Annotated in this window: 10 protein-coding genes and 1 pseudogene; all 11 read right to left on the bottom strand. The window is 66.0% G+C overall.

What is annotated here, in order from left to right; all coding sequences use genetic code 11:
* Window position 1 precedes the first annotated feature (1 nt).
* The 11 genes and pseudogenes from fusA to rplL all read right to left on the bottom strand — a co-directional run bounded on the left by fusA (window position 2) and on the right by rplL (window position 18,641).
* Window positions 2–2,116, bottom strand: a complete 2,115-nt coding sequence (gene fusA / locus LuPra_RS24315) for an elongation factor G (RefSeq protein WP_110173165.1) — start codon at window positions 2,114–2,116, stop codon at window positions 2–4.
* Between the two features lie 97 nt (window positions 2,117–2,213).
* The gene (rpsG, locus tag LuPra_RS24320) at window positions 2,214–2,687 is read right to left on the bottom strand and encodes a 30S ribosomal protein S7 (protein ID WP_110173166.1); all 474 of its coding nucleotides are present in this window, start codon (window positions 2,685–2,687) and stop codon (window positions 2,214–2,216) included.
* A gap of 13 nt (window positions 2,688–2,700) precedes the next feature.
* Entirely contained in the window at window positions 2,701–3,075 is a 375-nt protein-coding gene (rpsL, locus tag LuPra_RS24325) for a 30S ribosomal protein S12 (RefSeq protein WP_110173167.1), read from the bottom strand.
* Window positions 3,076–3,626: 551 nt separating this feature from the next.
* Window positions 3,627–4,556, bottom strand: a complete 930-nt coding sequence (locus LuPra_RS24330; RefSeq protein WP_110173168.1) for a class I SAM-dependent methyltransferase — start codon at window positions 4,554–4,556, stop codon at window positions 3,627–3,629.
* Entirely contained in the window at window positions 4,556–5,584 is a 1,029-nt protein-coding gene (locus LuPra_RS24335) for a fatty acid desaturase family protein (protein ID WP_110173169.1), read from the bottom strand. The genes LuPra_RS24330 and LuPra_RS24335 overlap by 1 nt, the downstream gene beginning before the upstream one ends.
* 3 nt (window positions 5,585–5,587) lie before the next feature.
* Entirely contained in the window at window positions 5,588–7,738 is a 2,151-nt protein-coding gene (locus tag LuPra_RS24340; RefSeq protein WP_110173170.1) for a M16 family metallopeptidase, read from the bottom strand.
* Window positions 7,735–9,267, bottom strand: coding sequence for a M16 family metallopeptidase (locus LuPra_RS24345; protein ID WP_110174851.1), 1,533 nt, complete (start codon window positions 9,265–9,267; stop codon window positions 7,735–7,737). The genes LuPra_RS24340 and LuPra_RS24345 overlap by 4 nt, the downstream gene beginning before the upstream one ends.
* A gap of 258 nt (window positions 9,268–9,525) precedes the next feature.
* On the bottom strand, window positions 9,526–13,743 hold the full coding sequence (rpoC, locus tag LuPra_RS24350) for a DNA-directed RNA polymerase subunit beta' (protein ID WP_110173171.1): 4,218 nt from the start codon (window positions 13,741–13,743) through the stop codon (window positions 9,526–9,528).
* Window positions 13,744–13,749: 6 nt separating this feature from the next.
* Complete coding sequence (gene rpoB / locus LuPra_RS34650) at window positions 13,750–16,194, bottom strand: DNA-directed RNA polymerase subunit beta (protein WP_418001420.1); 2,445 nt, start codon at window positions 16,192–16,194, stop codon at window positions 13,750–13,752.
* A gap of 123 nt (window positions 16,195–16,317) precedes the next feature.
* Window positions 16,318–18,087 (bottom strand): annotated as a pseudogene (locus tag LuPra_RS34655) (DNA-directed RNA polymerase subunit beta); the annotation flags it as partial.
* 167 nt (window positions 18,088–18,254) lie between these two features.
* Complete coding sequence (gene rplL / locus LuPra_RS24360) at window positions 18,255–18,641, bottom strand: 50S ribosomal protein L7/L12 (protein WP_110173173.1); 387 nt, start codon at window positions 18,639–18,641, stop codon at window positions 18,255–18,257.

The following is an 18,641-nucleotide window of genomic DNA, read 5'->3' on the forward strand; positions in this document are numbered from 1 at the left end:
ACTACTGCTTGGTGCCCTGCATGCGGGCGATCACTTCGTCGGCGACATGGCCTGGCGCCTGCTCGTATCGATCGAAATGCATCGAATACGTGGCGCGGCCCTGGGTACGCGACCGCAGCTCGGTCGCGTAGCCGAACATCTCCGACAGCGGCACGCGCGAGCTGACGATCTGCGTACCACCGAGGTCTTCCTGCGACTGGATGTGCCCGCGGCGGCTGGCGATGTCGCCCATGATGTCGCCCATGAACTCCTTGGGCACCACCACCTCGACACGCATCACCGGCTCGAGGAGCACGGGACGAGCCTTCTTCGCGGCATCCTTGAACGCCATCGAACCGGCGATCTTGAACGCCATCTCGTTCGAGTCGACGTCGTGGTACGAGCCGTCGTAGAGCTCGATGCCGACGTCGTCCACCGGGAAGCCGGCCAGGACACCCGTCGTGAGAGCTTCCTTGATGCCTTCGTCGATCGGCTTGATGAATTCCTTCGGAATCGTGCCGCCGACGATCTTGTTCTCGAACAGGTAGCCTTCGCCGGGCTGCCGCGGAATCAGGCGGATCTTCGCGTGGCCGTACTGGCCGCGCCCACCCGTCTGCCGCACGTACCGGCCTTCGCCCTCGGCCTTCATGGTGAGGGTTTCCTTGTAGGCCACCTGCGGCCGGCCGACGTTGGCCTCGACGTTGAACTCGCGCTTGAGGCGGTCGACGATGATGTCGAGGTGCAACTCGCCCATGCCCGCGATGATGACCTGACCTGTCTGCTGGTCGGTCCGCACGCGGAAGGTCGGGTCTTCGGCCATCAGCTTCGCGAGACCGTGGCCCAGCTTCTCCTGGTCGCTCTTGGTCTTGGGCTCGATGGCCAGCGAAATCACCGGCTCGGGGAAGTCCATCGACTCGAGCACGACGGCGTGCTTTTCGTCGCAGATCGTGTCGCCGGTCATCACGCTCTTCAGGCCGACGCAGGCCGCGATGTCGCCGGCGTAGACTTCCTTGATTTCCTCACGCTTGTTGGCGTGCATCTTCAGGAGTCGGCCGATGCGCTCGGTCTTGCCCTTGGTCGAGTTGAGCACCGAGGCACCCGACGCCAGCACGCCGGAGTACACGCGGATGAAGGTGAGCTGACCGACGAACGGGTCGGTCATGATCTTGAACGCGAGCGCCGCGAACGGCTTGGTGTCGTCGGCCGGCCGCTCGATGACCGTTTCGTCGGCCTTGTCCATCGACACGCCCTGGATCGCCGGAATGTCGATCGGCGAGGGCAGGAAGTCGACGACCGCGTCGAGCAGCGGCTGTACGCCCTTGTTCTTGAAGGCCGACCCGCAGATCACCGGAACGAAGGGCGCCTCGACGCGACCGTGCACGGACTTGTTCACGCGCAGGCGCAGGGCCGCCTTGATCTCCGCTTCGGTGATCTCCTCGCCGCTGAGGTACTTCTCGAGCAGCGCGTCGTCGGCTTCGCTGACCTTCTCGAGCAACTGCTCGCGATAGGCCTTGGCCTGGTCGAGCAGATCGGCCGGGATGTCCTCGGTCACGTACTCGGCGCCCATCGTCTCGTCCTTGTACGTGATCGCCTTCATGGTGACCACGTCGACGACGCCGCGGAACTTGTCTTCGGTGCCGATCGGGAACTGCAGGACGCAGGGGTTGCCCTGCAGGCGCGTCTTGATCTGATCCACCGTGCGATCGAAGTTCGCGCCGATGCGATCCATCTTGTTCACGAAGCAGATGCGCGGGACGCGGTACTTGTCGGCCTGGCGCCACACCGTCTCGGATTGCGGCTCGACGCCGGCCACCGAGTCGAACACCGCCACTGCGCCGTCGAGCACGCGCAGCGAGCGCTCCACCTCGGCCGTGAAATCCACGTGGCCCGGGGTGTCGATGATGTTGATGCGATGATCCCGCCAGAAGCACGTCGTCGCCGCGGACGTGATGGTGATCCCGCGCTCCTGTTCCTGCTCCATCCAGTCCATCGTCGCGGTGCCATCGTGCACCTCGCCGATCTTGTAGGTGATGCCGGTATAGAACAGGATGCGCTCGGTCGTGGTCGTCTTGCCGGCATCAATGTGGGCCATGATGCCGATGTTGCGCGTACGACTGAGGGGTACCTGACGAGCCATTGATCGAGTACTCGAGTAAGAAAACGAAATTCTGACCTTATGAAATTGTGAAATTGCGGGATTTCACAATTTCAGAATCTCACCACCAGGATCGGCGCTACCAGCGGTAGTGAGCGAAGGCCTTGTTGGCCTCGGCCATGCGATGCGTGTCCTCACGCTTCTTCACGGCCCCACCGCGCATGTTGCTCGCGTCGAGCAGCTCGTTGGCGAGCTTCTCTTCCATCGTCTTGCCATCGCCACGCGACCGGGAGTAGCTGACCAGCCAACGAATCGCCAGCGACAGGCGGCGGTTGACGTTGACCTCGATCGGCACCTGGTAGTTCGATCCACCGACGCGCCGCGACTTCACTTCAAGGCTCGGCTTCGTGTTGTCGATGGCCTTCTTGAAGACCTTGAGGGGCTCCTCGCCGGTCTTCTCCTGGATCATCTCGAAGCTCTTGTACAGAATCCGCTCCGCGGTGCTCCGCTTCCCGTCGCTCATCACCGACCCGATGAACTTGGTCACCAGGGCGCTGTTGTAGAGCGGGTCCGGCGTGACCTCGCGCTTGGCAATTACTCGTCTGCGTGGCATCTCAGCTCAGCTCCTACGACTTCGGCCGCTTGGCGCCGTACTTGGACCGACCCTGCCGGCGGTTCGCGACGCCCGTGGCGTCCAGCGTGCCCCGCACGACGTGGTAACGGACACCCGGGAGGTCCTTCACGCGGCCCCCGCGGATGAGCACCAGCGAGTGCTCCTGCAGGTTGTGGCCGACGCCCGGGATGTAGGTCGTCACCTCGATCTTGTTGGTCAACCGCACACGCGCCACCTTGCGGAGCGCCGAGTTCGGCTTCTTGGGCGTCTGGGTGAACACCCGGACACAGACCCCCCGCTTCTGCGGGCTCTCCTGCAGTGCAGGGCTCTTGGTCTTGTCGATGACCGCTTCGCGGCCCTTGCGGACAAGCTGACTGATGGTCGGCACAGTGACTCCACCTGCACGCGCGTGTCGCTCGAGTCGACAGACACGCATCCAGGCACGCCTCGTCAGGCGTGCCCGTTCGGACTTGCCTCCGTGCCGCCCCAACAGCGGCGACACGGCGTCCCGGGCCTGAAAGTCGACCAAGGCCGACCTGGCACCCGAGACTGGGTACCCTACGTCTTCGAAGTTGTCGCGCGGTCGGCCATCTGGGGCGTTCCGCTCGGATGTGCCCGCCAATCCCCGCTGCCGGTCCGGCGCAGCGCCCAGGATCCGGGCCTCACTTCGCGTGGCTCGGGGTCAGATAGGGTGTCCTGACCCCGACAAAACCTTGCGAGCCTATCACGGTGCAGGGTGCCTGTGCAACCCGCGCCATTTCCCCGGCGATCTGGTGCTCACTTGATCGCGACCTCGACTATGGTCTCGCCCGGGGGCTCGCGGCGAACGGACATCATAGCACACGGGACACGGGACACGGGAACACGGGATAGCGGGAAGCTGGAAGCGGTCTGGTAACGCCGGGCTGTCCCAGCTCGGCGTTCGGAGGCCATCGGCCCCTACGACTTCCGGGCGACAACCCGCATGTTCGACGTCCGGCCACGCGTCCAGCGCTGCACCGTGTCGAGCACGCCGTAGGCCAAGAGGGCCGGCACCGAGCGCTCCGACAGGACACCCGACGCCCAGCGCCACGCGGGACGATCGCGGACGACGTTCTGGAGCGTGTGCGCCCAGATGAACGGGCTCAGGAGGTACTCGGTGCGCTCGACCCGTAACCCCTGCTGCTCCAGCAACCCGCTGAGGGAGTCGCGCGTGTAGAGCGACCAGTGCCGTGGGCAGTGCCATCCACCCCACCTGTCGGCGGCCACCCAGTCGCGGTCCCACGATCCCACCGACGGCGTCTCGATCAGCAGCCGCCCGCCGGGCCGGAGCAGCGCCGCCGCCCTGGCCACGCACGCACGGGGATCGGCCAGGTGTTCGATCACCTGGTTCATGATCACGAGGTCCACCGTCGACGCGGGCCAGTCCAGATCCTCGAACTGCGCACACCGCATCTCCAGCCCGGTGCGCCGTAGTGCCTCGCACGCGTCCTCCGAGATGTCGACGCCGACGACCCGCCACGACGGGTCGCCGTCGGCCTTGATGGCCTGCAGCAACTGCCCCTCGCCGCAGCCCACCTCCATCACGGTCGCTCCTGGCGAGAGCCATCGCCGCAACATCCGCACGCGGCCGCCCTGCACCACCGCACGCAGGCGCGTGGTGACCGGCCCGAGAAAGGCCGCGTAGCGGTAGTACGAGGGCGGATAGATGGTGCCGAGCGTGTGCGGCGCCGGCCGGTTGCGCAGGTAGGTCAGGCCGCAGGCACGACAGCGAACGAACACGAACTCGTTGTCGCAGGTCGCGAACTCGTGATCACGGGAGCGCCCGACTTCGTCCGCGTCACGACTGCCGCACGTGCTGCACGCGACCTCGACGGTCTCGATCTGCATCAGGCGGTGACTCGACGACGCGCGCGTGCGTGGCCGAGGACGCCGGCGATCGTGCCGAGGATGAACCGTGACGTCATCGCCGGTTGCAGGTACCCGATGTCCTGCAGGTGCTGCCGCACGGCCGGCAGATGACAGGCGGGCACCTGCGGAAACAGGTGGTGCTCGACGTGCAGGTTCATGTTCAGCGTGTAGAAGAACAGGCGATCGACCGGGTTGGGCAGGTGCGACCGCACCGAACACTCGCCGACGTGCCGATCCAGGCGCACGTGCTCGCAGAACGCACGCACGCGGCTGAAGAACAACCCGAAGGTCGCAGCCGTCACGGGGTAGGCGATCACCAGCCAGGGATGCCGTCCGAAACCGCTCGCCAGCACCGCGATGATCAACTGACAGCCCCCGATCGCCGCCAGTTGCGCCACCGGACTGACGATCGGCACGTGCGTGCGCACCTGCGACGCCGGCTGGTCCCCCGCGTGCACGGAGCCGCTACCACCGAACCGATGCGCCAGCGCGGCGAGCGCCGCCAGCGCCAGGCGTCCGGCCTGGACGCCTAGCAGTGGCTTGACCAGGTGCACCAGCAACTGCATCGCCGAGGCGTCCTGCAGCTTCATGTAATCGGATTCTTCCCCGTCCTCCTCGGTGCCACAGTGGCGGTGATGCTGCCAGTGAGCGCGGCAGAACCCGTCGTAGCCCGTCACGAGGAAGCCGCCGCACACCAACCCGACCCGGTCGTTGGTCGCGCGGGCCCGGAACAGGGTGCGATGACAGCACTCGTGCATGAGGATCGTGATCTTGTAGACGTAGGCGCCGATCACCGGCAGCACCGGCAGCATCGCGACGACACCCCACCGGTCGACGAGCCAGGGCAACGCCGCGACGCAGCCGATCAGGACGCCGAACAGCACCACCACGGCCCGCCACCCGAAGGACTCGTTCGGCACGTACCATTCCCGCGGCACACGAACGCCGATCGGGCGCACGAGCCCGTGCACGTACGTCACGGCGGGCGGGGGGGCGGCAGCGGGCATGGGTTACTTCGCGGCGCCGAACGCGTCGGCAGGCAGGGGTGGATTCACCTGCACGCTCTTCACGGTCACCGTCTGCGACGTCGTGCCGCCGATGCTCGAGCGCCGCGCATGCGGGACGGTGATACCGCCGGCAGCACGATAGTCGCCGTACTCGGTGAGCACGTCGGCGGGAGCGCCGGTCGGGCCGGTGCCTCGCGCCAGCAGGCTGCGCAGTTGCCCGGTCGCGGGGTCGATGCCAAGCGTCATCGAATCGCCCTCGACATCCACGCGCACGAGCGCAACCGGCGTCTCGCCCACCTTGCCATCCCCGGCCGCGACCGCCTTGAATCCGGCCTGGGCCCGACGCTGGAGCAGGAAGATCGGCGACCGCTGGATCTGCTTCAGCATCTGCGTCCGCTGCGCTTCCGGCAACGGCATCGACCCCTGCGGCCCGCCCTGCACGGTGCCAGTGGCGCCGGCGATCGTCATCGTCATCGCACCCATCGGGGTGACTAGTTCCTGCCGCACCCGGTCCGGCGGCGCCACGAGCACGGTCGACTGCAGTTCGATGTCGCCCTGCGGCGTCGTCGCCGAGACGGTCGTTTCCTCGCGGTAGGCCTTGACCCCGTCGATGACCGCCGCTCCTCCCATGGCGTCGACGGCCTTGCTGATGAGGGCACGACCGGTGTCCTCGGCACCGGGCGCGGCCGACGGCGCAGCTGCCGGGGCCGCGGACGGCGGTTCCGGGATCGAGATGTCGAGCGTCTTCACCGTCCCGAACGTGCTCAACGCCTTGTCTCGGCCTTCGGTGGGACCGACGACGAGGATCGCGAACTGATCAGGCTTGATGTACTGCCTGGCCACGCGTGCGGTGTCGGCCGGCGTCACCTTCTCGATGCCGGCCCGGTACCGCTCGAGCCAGTCGGTCGGCATGCCGTAGTACTCGTAGGTCACCTGCTGCCCGAGCACCTGCTCGGTCGTGGCGGAGTTGAAGATGAACGAGTTGAGGATCGACTGCTTGGCGAGGTCGATTTCCATGGCAGTCGGCGGCTCGGCGATGATCCGCTTCGCTTCGGTGACCAGCGTCTCGATCGTTTCTGCCGTCGTCGATGTTTTCGTGCTCGTGCTCATCGAGAACGGCGCCACGCGCGTGTAATTGCTGCCAACACCGCCGCCGACCGAATAGGCGAGCCCTTTGGCGGTGCGCACGCTCGAGAACAGGCGCGACGTGAAGCTACCGCTCAGGACCTCGTTGAGCACCTGCACCGGATAGTAATCGGGATGGGTGCTCTTCAGCGTCCCCATGTGGCCGATCCGGATCGAGGACTGCGCGACGTCACTCTTGACCGCTTCGAATACACCGGGCGCCGACTGCGGCCGCGGCTCCGGGAACGTGATCATCTGCTTCGGACCCCGGGCCCACGAGCCGAACACCTTCGTGACCGCCGCCACCGCTTCGGCCGAAGTGATGTCGCCATGCACCGCGAGGATGGTCTGGTCCGGGTGCAGGTACTTCGCGTGCCAGGCGACGAGATCGTCGCGCGTGAGGCCCTGCACGGTCGCGTAGGTCACCTGCCGCGCGAACGGCGTGTCACCGCCGTAGATCAACTCCCGGAACTCGCGGCTCGCGATCGAGTTGGGATCGTCGTTCTGGCGGGCGATGCCGGCCTCGATGCCACGCCTGGCCACCTCGAGGCGGGCCGGGTCGAACCGCGGCTGCCGCAGGACGTCCGAGAACACCTGCAGCACCTCGCCGAAGTCCTGCTTGAGCACGCTCATGCTCGCCGAGCCGGAGTCGTCGCCGATGCTCGACTCGATGGAGGCGGCGCGCCCCTCGAGATAGCGGTCAAGGGCCTCGGGCGCGAGTGCGACCGTGCCGCCCGATCGCATCTGGGAGCCGGTCAGGCTCGCCACGCCGATCTTGTCGGCCGGCTCGAGGAGCGACCCGGTCCGGAAGCGCGCGGACACGCTCACCAGCGGCAGTTCGTGATCCTCCATGACCAGCACCACGAGGCCGTTGGGCAGCACGGTGCGCGTTGGCCGCGGCAACGAAAAGGCCGGCAGGGCCGGGTACTTCAACTGGTCCACCGTCGCGACCTGGGCGTCGGCGACCGCCGCCGCCAGTCCGCCGAGGACGAACGTCGCGAGGGCCACTCCTGTACGCAAGCGGCTCATCGCGTGCCTCCGGCGGCCGGTGCCGCGTCGTTCTCGAGCCGGGCCACCGTACGGTTGGTCACCTTGAACACGTCCGCCGCGACGCGGCGGATATCGGCCTTGCTCACGGCATCGGTCCGCTCGATGTACTTGAAGATGTCGCGCCAGTCGCCCGTCAGTGTGTGGTAGGTCACCAGTTGTTCGGCCAGGCCGCTGTTGCTGTCGAGCGACCGGATGAGGTCGGCCTTGGCCCGCGTCTTGAACCGCGCGAGTTCTTCGTCGGTCACATCCTCGGTCGCCATTCGCGAGAGTTCGACGTGCAGCGCCTCGGCGACCTTGTCGTTGCTGATGCCGCGGGCCGGGACTGCCAGCGCCACGAACAGGTGCGGATACTTCACGCCTGGCAAGCCACCGCCGACCTGCGCCTGCACCGCGAGTTTCTGCTTCTCGACCAGCGAGGTGTAGAGGCGCGACGTCCGGCCGCGGCCGAGGATCTCGGCGATGGCGTCGTAGACGGCATCATCGGGATGCAGCGCCGACGGCTTGTGATAGCCCTCGATGTAGATCGGCTGCGATTTCTCGCGCAGGGTGATGGTCAGTTCTGCCGACTGGGGCGGCTCCAGGGTGCGCAGGGGCGCCGGCTTCTCGCCCTTCGGCAGCCTGCCGAAGTACTTGTCGAGAATCGGGATGATCTCGGCAGCCTTCACGTTGCCGACGATGGCCGTCACCATGTTGGCCGGTACGTAGTACTTCTTGAAGAAGGCCTCGGCGTCAGTGAGCGTGAAGCGCTGCAGGTCGCTCATGTAGCCGACAGTCGGCTGCTTGTAGGGATGCGCGAGGAAGGCCGTGGCAAGCATCCGCTCGATCAGCTTGCCGATGGGCTGGCTCTCGGTTCGCTGGCGCCTTTCCTCCATGACCACGTCGCGCTCCTTGTAGAACTCACGGAACACGGGGTGGATGAAGCGCTCGGACTCGAGGTAGGCAAACAGCTCGAACTTGTTGGTCGGCAACGAGTAGTAGTAGGTCGTCGCCTCCGCGCTGGTGCTCGCGTTCAGGCCCACGCCACCCTCGCGCGACAGCGCCTCGTCAAAGGCGTTGGCGATCACGAATTCCTGCGCGGCCGCCTCCTTGTCCTTGAAGGCCTTCAGCAGCCGGTCCACCTCGGCCTGGTCGGGCTTCACGGCCGCACGGGCCCGTTCGTAGGCCTGATAGGCGGCTTCGAGTTCGTCGAGCGCGACCTTCTCCCTGGCAAAGTCCTTCGTGCCAAGGCGCGGCGTGCCCTTGAACGCCATGTGCTCGAACATGTGCGCCAGGCCCGTGATGCCTGGCACCTCCTGCGCCGACCCGACGTCGACCCGTGTGGCGAACGAAAAGACGGGCGCCCCCGGGCGCTCGAGGATCAGGAACGTGTACCCGTTGGGCAGGGTGTGCACCGTGAGGCGTTTTTCGAACGAGGCGAGATCCTGGGCCGACACGGACCCGACCCCCGCGATCGCGAGCACCACCACGGCCGCGCAGACTGCACGCCAACCACGCAGGCTGAACTGCATCTCGGACTCTCCCATTTGGCAGGACCGGCAGGGTCCCTGCCCTATTATGACGGGCCGCGAGGAGGGAGGACGGAGGAAGGAGGAAGGAGGAAGGAGGAAGGAGGACGGAGGAGGTCGCGGACGGGCGAGGGCGAGAGGCGGCAGGAAGTGGCACCGAACCGACACAAGAAAAAGGCGGGGTCCCCAATCGGGCACCCCGCCAATTCGTCGTGACCCGCGGATGCGGAGACAGCCGGCTCGGAGAGCCGGCCCTACCAACTACTCGACCACTTCGCCGCGCTCGCGATCGAGGAGATCGTCGGCGTCGGACAGGTAATCGAGGTCGCGCTCGAGTTCCGCGTCCTCCGGGGACGGCGGCGGCGGGGGCGGCGGCGCATCCGACGGGATGTGCACGTTGCTGTAGGCGTAGAAGCCCGTACCCGCCGGGATGAGCCGGCCCATCGTGACGTTCTCCTTCAGGCCGCGCAGCGTGTCGATGCGCCCGCTGATGGACGCCTCGGTGAGCACGCGCGTGGTCTCCTGGAAGGAGGCCGCCGAGATGAACGAGTCGGTCGAGAGCGACGCCTTGGTGATGCCGAGCAGCATCGGGCGGCCCTTCGCGGGCACGCCACCGGACGTGACCACGCGCTCGTTCTCCTCGATGAACCGGAACCGGTCCACCACGTCGTCGATCAGGAACTCGGTGTCGCCGACATCCTCGATCTTCACCCACCGCATCATCTGCCGGACGATGGTCTCGATGTGCTTGTCGTTGATGTTGACGCCCTGCAGGCGGTACACCTCCTGGATCTCGTTGACCAGGTACCGCTGCAGTTCCTTCTCGCCGAGCACCGCGAGGATGTCGTGCGGGTTGCTCGGGCCGTCCATGAGCTGCTCGCCGGCCCGCACGCGATCGCCGTCCTGGACGTTCACGTGCACGCCGCGCGGCAGGCTGTACTCCCGCGGCTCCCCGCCCTCTTCCTCGGGCACGATCATGATCTTGCGCTGGCCCTTGACGATGCCGCCGATCTTGACGATGCCGTCGATCTCGCTGATGACGGCCGCCGCCTCGCGGGGCTTGCGGGCCTCGAACAGTTCGACCACGCGCGGCAGACCGCCCGTGATGTCCTTGGTCTTGGTCGTCTCGCGCGGAATCTTCGCGAGCACGGCACCCGGGGTCACCGCATCGCCGTCCTCCACCATCAGGTGGGCGTGCGACGGGATGTGGTACTTCCGGAGCACCTTGCCATCGAGGTTGCGGATCTCGACGAGCGGCTGCTTCTTCTCGTCGATGCCCTCGATGATGATCCGCCGGGACATGCCCGTGACCTCGTCGACCTCCTCGTGGACGGTGACGTCCGCGATGATGTCCTTGAACTTCACCGTGCCCGCCTCCTCCGTGAGGATGGAGAACGTGAACGGATCCCATTCGAGGAGGACCTGGCCCGGCTCGACCCTCTGGCCGTCGGTCACGCGCAGGCGCGCACCGTAGATCACCTGGTAGTGCTCGACGTCGCGGCCCTTGCCGTCTCGGACGATCAGGCTGCCGTTGCGGTTCATCACGACCATGTCGCGAATGCCGCCCTCGACACCCGTCTCGACCGACGAGATGTTCTCGAAGCGCACCGTGCCGGCGTGCCGCGATTCCTGCGTCGACTGCTCCGAGATGCGCGACGCCGTGCCACCGATGTGGAACGTGCGCATCGTCAGCTGCGTGCCGGGCTCGCCAATGGACTGCGCGGCGACGACACCGACGGCCAGGCCCATCTCCACCATGCGCCCGGTCGCGAGATCGCGGCCGTAGCACTTGGCGCACACCCCACGCCGGCTGGCGCAGGTGAGCACGGAGCGGATCTTGACCATCTCGATGCCCGCCTCCTGGACGACCGTCGCGAGATCCTCATCGATGTTCTCGTTGGCCGCCACGAGCACTTCGCGGGTGATCGGATCGATCACGTCCTCGAGCGTGACGCGGCCGATGATCCGGTCGCGCAGCGGCTCGATGGTCTCGCCCGCTTCCACGATCGGACGTGCCTCGATGCCGTCCATCGTGCCGCAGTCGGGCTCGTGGATGATGACGTCCTGCGCCACGTCCACCAGTCGACGCGTGAGGTAGCCGGAGTCGGCGGTCTTGAGCGCCGTGTCCGCCAGGCCCTTGCGCGCGCCGTGCGTCGAGATGAAGTATTGCAGCACCGTCAGGCCTTCACGGAAGTTCGACTTGATCGGCGTCTCGATGATCTCGCCTGACGGCTTGGCCATCAAACCGCGCATGCCGGCCAGCTGGCGGATCTGCTGCTTGGAACCGCGGGCTCCCGAGTCCGCCATGATGTAGACCGGGTTGAACGACTGGCCCGAGCGGTCGCGCTCTTCCATCTCGCCGAACATCTTGTCGGCGATCTTCTCGGTCGCATCCGACCAGAGGGCGATGACCTTGTTGTAGCGCTCGCCGTTGGTGATCGCGCCTTCCTGGTACTGCTGTTCGACCTTGATGACTTCGGCCTCGGCGTGATTGACCAGCTCGGCCTTCACCGACGGGATGATCAGGTCGTTGATGCCGATCGACAGACCCGACTGCGTCGCATAGGTGAAGCCCAGCGTCTTCAGGCTGTCGAGCATCTGCACGGTCTTCTCGAGGCCGAAGTGCAGGTAGCAGTACTGCACCGCCTGCTGCAGCCCCTTCTTCTTGAGCAGACCGTTGATGAACGGCATCTCGGATGGCAGCGAGCTGTTCCAGATCACGCGACCGACCGTGGTGTTGATGATCCGGCGCTCCACCGCGTGCAGCGGCGTGTGCAGCACCGCCTGGTCGTCGCGGGCGACGGTCAGGTCGATCAGGTTGCCGGTGAGCCGCAGCCGGATCGGCGTCAGTGTTTCGAGCTCGCCGTTCTCGAGCGCCAGCACCACGTCGTCCAGGTTGGCAAACAGCCGGCCTTCGCCGATCGCCCCCGCCTTGGACTTGGTGAGGTAGTAGCACCCGAGCACGATGTCCTGCGACGGCACGGCAATCGGAGCGCCGTTGGCCGGCGACAGGATGTTGTTGCTCGAGAGCATCAGCACCGAGGCCTCGATCTGCGCCTCGGGCGACAGCGGGATGTGCACCGCCATCTGGTCGCCGTCGAAGTCGGCGTTGAACGCCGTGCAGACGAGCGGGTGGATGCGGATCGCCTTGCCTTCGACCAGCACCGGCTCGAAGGCCTGGATGCCGAGGCGGTGCAGCGTCGGGGCGCGGTTGAGGAGCACCGGATGCTCCTTGATGCATTCCTCGAGCACGTCCCACACTTCGGACCGCTGCTCCTCCACCATCTCCTTGGCCTGCTTGATGGTGGCGACCAGCCCGCGCTCCTCGAGCTTGTTGTAGATGAACGGCTTGAACAGCTCGAGGGCCATCTTCTTGGGCAGGCCGCACTGGTGGAGCTTCAGCTCCGGCCCGACCACGATGACCGAACGGCCCGAGTAGTCCACGCGCTTGCCGAGCAGGTTCTGGCGGAACCGGCCCTGCTTGCCCTTGAGCGTGTCCGACAGCGACTTGAGCGGACGGTTGTTCGCCCCGCGCAGCACGCGGCCACGGCGGCCGTTGTCAAACAGCGCATCGACCGCTTCCTGAAGCATGCGCTTCTCGTTGCGGATGATGACGTCGGGCGCCTTGAGCTCCATCAGCTTCTTCAACCGGTTGTTGCGGTTGATGACGCGGCGATAGAGATCGTTGAGGTCCGAGGTGGCGAAGCGGCCACCGTCGAGCGGCACGAGCGGGCGCAGCTCGGGCGGGATCACCGGGATCACGTCCAGGATCATCCACTCCGGCCGGTTGCTGCTCTTGCGGAAGGCATCGACCACCTTCAGGCGCTTGGCGTACTTCTGGCGCTTCTGGATCGACTGCTCGACCTTCATCTTCTCGCGCAGCTCGACCGCGAGCGTGGCGATGTCGACGTTGCGGAGCAGGCTCTTGATCGCCTCGGCGCCCATCTGCGCCGTGAACGCCGTGAACCCGTACTCTTCGCGGGCCTTGCGGTACTGATCCTCGTTGAGCAGCTCGTTCTGCTTCATGTCCGTGTCGCCGGGCTCGATGACGACATAGGCCTCGAAGTACAGCACGCGCTCGAGGTCACGAAGCGAGATGTCGAGCAGGTGCCCGATCCGGCTCGGCAGCCCCTTGAAGAACCACACGTGGCTCACCGGCGTGGCGAGCTCGATGTGGCCCATGCGCTCGCGGCGCACCCGGGCCTGCGTCACCTCGACGCCGCACTTGTCGCAGATCACGCCGCGGTGCTTCATGCGCTTGTACTTGCCGCAGAGGCACTCCCAGTCGGTGACCGGCCCGAAGATGCGGGCACAGAACAGGCCATCACGTTCCGGCTTGAACGTCCGGTAGTTGATGGTCTCGGGCTTGGTGACCTCCCCGTACGACCACTGCCGGATCTTGTCTGGCGACGCCAGGCTGATCCGGATCGAGTCGAAGTCCGCGGTGAGCGTCCCCTTGGTCGAGAAGTCTGGTCTCATGTTGCGTTAAACCCCCTGCCCCACGGGTTCGGCCGGCACCGGTTCGTCGGTGACCAGCGGTGCGGGCCGCGCCCGCAGCTTCACGAGTTCCACGTCGAGGCACAGTGCCTGGAGTTCGCGGATCAGCACGTTGAACGATTCGGGCAGGCCAGGTGTGAAGCTGGCATCGCCCTTGACGATCGCCTCGTAGATCTTGGCGCGCCCCGTCACGTCGTCGGACTTGGCCGTCAGCAGTTCCTGCAGGATGTGCGCGGCGCCATACGCCTCGAGCGCCCACACCTCCATCTCGCCGAACCGCTGGCCGCCGAACTGCGCCTTGCCACCCAGCGGCTGCTGGGTGATGAGCGAGTACGGTCCGATCGATCGCGCGTGAATCTTGTCATCCACCAGGTGGGACAGCTTGAGCATGTAGATGTACCCGACGGTCACCTTCTGCTCGAACTTCTGCCCCGTCATGCCGTCGTACAGGTCGGTCTTGCCCTGGTCGGGCAGGCCGGCCAGGTTCAGGTACTGGCGGATCTCGTCTTCCTTGGCGCCGTCGAACACCGGCGTCGCAAAGTGCACGCCGTCCTTCAACGTCGCCGTGAACGCGGCCACTTCGGCCGGGGTGTCGAGGGCCTTGACGCGCTCTGACGTCGGGAAGACGACGGCGAGGCGCGCCTTGACGTCCGCGTTGCTGCGCTGGTCCTTGACCATCTGGTCGAGCTGCTCGCCGATGCCGTGCGCGGCCCAGCCGAGGTGCGTCTCGAGGATCTGCCCGACGTTCATGCGCGAAGGCACGCCCAACGGGTTGAGCACGATCTCCACCGGACGTCCGTCCGGCAGGTACGGCATGTCCTCTTCCGGCAAGATCCGCGCGATCACGCCCTTGTTGCCGTGACGGCCGGCCATCTTGTCGCCCACCGACAGCTTGCGCTTCATGGCGACGTAGACCTTGACCAGCTTGATCACGCCCGGCGGCAGTTCGTCGCCGCGGCGGATCTTCTCCTTCTTCTCCTCGAAGACCTCGCGCGTCACCTCGACCTGACGGTCGGTGCGCTCCTCGATCTCGCGCAGCGCGTCCTCGAGACGCGGGTCGTTGGCCTCGATCCGCGACCGGACCAGTGAGAGGAACGGCACGTCGTTCATCAGCTCACGCGTCAGGGCGGTGCCCTTCTTCACGAGCCGCTGCTGACCGTGCTGATCGAACAGGTCGGTGCGGAGCGTCTGGCCGTCCAGGAGCGCAATCACGCGCTTCTTCACTTCGTCGTGAAGAATGCGGATCTCGTCCTGGAGGTTCTTCTCCATCATCTCGAGCTCTTCGGCCTCGATGGCCTTGGCCCGATCGTCCTTCTCGATGCCCTTGCGCGAGAAGATCTTGACGCCGACGATGATCCCCTCGATACCCGGCGGGCAGGTCAGCGACGCGTCCTTCACGTCGCCCGCCTTCTCGCCGAAGATCGCCCGCAGCAGCTTCTCTTCCGGGGTCAGCTGGGTCTCGCCCTTCGGCGTGACCTTGCCCACCAGGATGTCGCCCGGCTTGACGTAGGCGCCGATGCGGATGATGCCGCTCTCATCGAGGTCGCGCAGGTAGTTCTCGCCGACGTTGGGGATGTCGCGGGTGATTTCCTCGGGCCCGAGCTTGGTGTCGCGGGCCTCGATCTCGAACTCCTCGATGTGGATGGAGGTGTAGTAGTCCTCCTTGACCAGCTTCTCGGAGACGAGGATCGCGTCCTCGAAGTTGTAGCCGCGCCAGGGCATGAACGCGACCAGCACGTTGCGGCCGAGCGCGAGCTCGCCCATCTCCGTGCACGGTCCGTCGGCCAGCACCTGCCCCTTCAGTACCTTTTCGCCGACACGGATGATCGGGCGCTGGTTGATGCAGGTGTTCTGGTTGGACCGCTTGAACTTGATCAGGTTGTAGATGTCGGCGCCCATCTCGCTCGACACCTGGTCGCCGTCGACGCGCACGACGATGCGCTGGCTGTCGACGTAGTCGACGATGCCGGCACGGCGCGCGAGCGTCACGGCGCCCGAGTCGCGGGCGGTGATGTACTCCATGCCGGTGCCCACGTACGGGGCCTTGGCGCGGAGCAGCGGCACCGCCTGGCGCTGCATGTTGCTGCCCATCAACGCGCGGTTCGCGTCGTCGTTCTCGAGGAACGGGATCAGCGAGGCCGCCACCGACACCAACTGCTTCGGCGAGACGTCGATGAACTGGATGTTCTCGCGTGGCGCGAGGATGAAGTTGCCCGCCTGGCGCGCGTTGACACGCTCGTCGACGAACTGGCCGTCCTCACCGACCTCCGCGTTGGCCTGCGCGATGATGTACTGGTCCTCCTCCCACGCGGAGAGGTAGAACGGGTAGGGCTCGAACTCGAGCTCCTTGCTCGCCTTGCGTGCCGCCGTGGCCTCGGACACCCGCACGACCGCGCCGGCCTCGAGCTTGCCCGCGCCCTGCGTGATCTTCACGTAGTCGACGACGAAGCCGTTCTCGACCTTGCGGTACGGCGACTCGATGAAGCCGAACTCGTTGATCCGCGCGTACGACGAGAGCGACGAGATCAGGCCGATGTTCGGGCCTTCCGGCGTCTCGATCGGGCAGATGCGCCCGTAATGGGTCGGGTGCACGTCGCGCACCTCGAACCCGGCGCGCTCACGCGACAGGCCGCCCGGCCCGAGCGCCGAGAGACGCCGCTTGTGCGTGATCTCGGAGAGCGGGTTGGTCTGGTCCATGAACTGCGACAGCTGCGAGCTGCCGAAGAACTCGCGGATCGCGGCCATCACCGGCTTGGCGTTGATCAGGTCGTGCGGCATGGCGGTGGCCATTTCCTGGTACACCGACATCTTTTCCTTGATCGCACGCTCCATCCGCACCAGGCCGATGCGGAACTGGTTCTCGAGCAGCTCGCCGACCGAGCGCACGCGCCGGTTGCCGAGGTGATCGATGTCGTCCACGTTGGCCGGGTTGCGGCGCAGCTTCAGCAGATACTTGATGACCTCGTAGAAGTCCTGCGGGTGCAGCACCTTCTCGTCGAGCGGCGTCTGCAGCTTCAGCTTCGTGTTCAGCTTCAGCCGGCCGACACGCGAGAAGTCGTACTTCTGCGGGTTGAAGAACATGCTCTCGAAGAGCGACCGCGAGCTCTCGAGCGTCGGGGGATCCCCCGGCCGGAGGCGGCGGTAGATCTCGATCAGCGCTTCCTCGTGGGTGCGGATCGGATCCTTGCGCAGCGTCGCCGAGAGCACCGGACCGACTTCGTCCTTCTCGGGGAAGAAGATGTCGATACGCTCGATGCCCTTCTCCTGGGCCATCGCCAGCACACGCGCCGACAGCTCCTCGTTGGCCTCGAGCAACACCTCGCCCGACGCCGGATCGACCACGTCGGCGGCCGAATACGGCTGCTCGCCCTCGAGGTGGCTGTACTCGACCGGCACCTCGGTGATGCCGGCGTGGCGCAGCGCCTTGATCAGGGCCTTGGTGATGCGCTTGCCGCGCGTCAGCGCGAGCTCGCTGCCCGGGATGGTCATGTCCTCGCCGGCACGCCAGTCCACGGGACTCTCGTTGACGGTCCACAGGACACGCTCGCCCTTGAGGTGCAGGGAATCGATCGTGTAGAACGCCCGCAGCATCTCGTCGGCGTTGCGCAGGCCGAGGGCCCGCAGGAACACCGTGCCGAGGAACTTGCGCTTGCGGTCGATGCGCACGTACAGCAGGTTCTTGCTGTCGTACTCGAACTCGACCCACGAGCCGCGATACGGGATCAGCTGCCCCATGAAGAGCGTCTTGTCTTCCGTGTGGAAGAAGGCGCCCGGGGACCGGTGCAGCTGCGACACGATGACGCGCTCGGTGCCGTTGATGATGAACGTCCCGTGATCGGTCATCAGCGGGATGTCGCCGAAGTAGACCTCCTGCTCCTTGATGTCGCGGATGGTCTTGGCGCCCGTCTCGGGGTCCTTGTTCCAGACCACCAGGCGGATCGTCACCTTGAGCGGGATCGCATACGTCATCCCGCGCTCGAGGCACTCGTTGATGTCGTACTTGAGGTTGAGCGCCATGCGGCGCCCGCCGATCTCGTGGACCAGGCCACGAGCCTCGTCACCCCATCCGCACTCGTCCCAGTTGCCGATCGAGTACTCGATGAACTCCAGCGAGGAGTTCTCGCGGAAGTCCGAGATCGGGAAGACCGACTTGAAGACGGCCTGCAGGCCGACGTCCTCGCGCTCGGCCGGCAGGGTGTACATCTGCAGGAAGCGGTCGTAGGACTTCTTCTGGATCTCGATCAGGTTGGGAATCGGGACGGTCGTCCGGATCTTGGAAAAATCGATGCGCTCGCGGTAGACGTTCTTGGCCAGGCTGCTGCTCATACTTCACGATTCCCCCGGGTCAGGTTCCGCCACGAACCACCCGTCGCACGAGGTCTTCGGAGCCGAATCATACAAACGGCGAAAGCCGCGCGGCCCCGACGGGCCCGACCTGGCGGGGTCGGGCACGTCCACTGGGCACACGCGGCTCGCGAACAAGCCGGATCGTGTTACTTGATCTCGACCTTCGCGCCGGCTTCTTCGAACTTCTTCTTGATGGCCGCGGCCTCGTCCTTGGTCGCGCCTTCCTTGATCGCCTTGGGCGCGCCCTCGACGAGATCCTTGGCTTCCTTCAGGCCGAGCGACGTGACCTCGCGAACTGCCTTGATCACGTTGATCTTGTTCGCGCCCGCCTCGAGGAGGATGACGTTGAACTCGGTCTGCTCCTCGACCGGGGCTGCCGCCGCGGCGCCACCGCCGGCGGCCACGACCACCGGGGCTGCCGCCGCGGCTGACACGCCCAGCTCGGACTCGAGAGTCTTGACGAGCTTGGACAACTCCATCACCGAGATGTTCTTGATGTACTCGACTACCTGATCCTGCGTCACGTCTGCCAT

This window comes from Luteitalea pratensis (genome assembly GCF_001618865.1).
Classification (GTDB): domain Bacteria; phylum Acidobacteriota; class Vicinamibacteria; order Vicinamibacterales; family Vicinamibacteraceae; genus Luteitalea; species Luteitalea pratensis.

Excerpts from the sequence above, each read along its gene's own strand:
- fusA (WP_110173165.1), bottom strand. The coding sequence starts at position 2,116 with ATGGCTCGTCAGGTACCCCTCAGTCGTACGCGCAACATCGGCATCATG.
- rpsG (WP_110173166.1), bottom strand. The coding sequence starts at position 2,687 with ATGCCACGCAGACGAGTAATTGCCAAGCGCGAGGTCACGCCGGACCCG.
- LuPra_RS24330 (WP_110173168.1), bottom strand. The coding sequence starts at position 4,556 with ATGCAGATCGAGACCGTCGAGGTCGCGTGCAGCACGTGCGGCAGTCGT.
- LuPra_RS24335 (WP_110173169.1), bottom strand. The coding sequence starts at position 5,584 with ATGCCCGCTGCCGCCCCCCCGCCCGCCGTGACGTACGTGCACGGGCTC.
- LuPra_RS24340 (WP_110173170.1), bottom strand. The coding sequence starts at position 7,738 with ATGAGCCGCTTGCGTACAGGAGTGGCCCTCGCGACGTTCGTCCTCGGC.
- LuPra_RS24345 (WP_110174851.1), bottom strand. The coding sequence starts at position 9,267 with ATGCAGTTCAGCCTGCGTGGTTGGCGTGCAGTCTGCGCGGCCGTGGTG.
- rpoC (WP_110173171.1), bottom strand. The coding sequence starts at position 13,743 with ATGAGACCAGACTTCTCGACCAAGGGGACGCTCACCGCGGACTTCGAC.
- rplL (WP_110173173.1), bottom strand. The coding sequence starts at position 18,641 with ATGGCAGACGTGACGCAGGATCAGGTAGTCGAGTACATCAAGAACATC.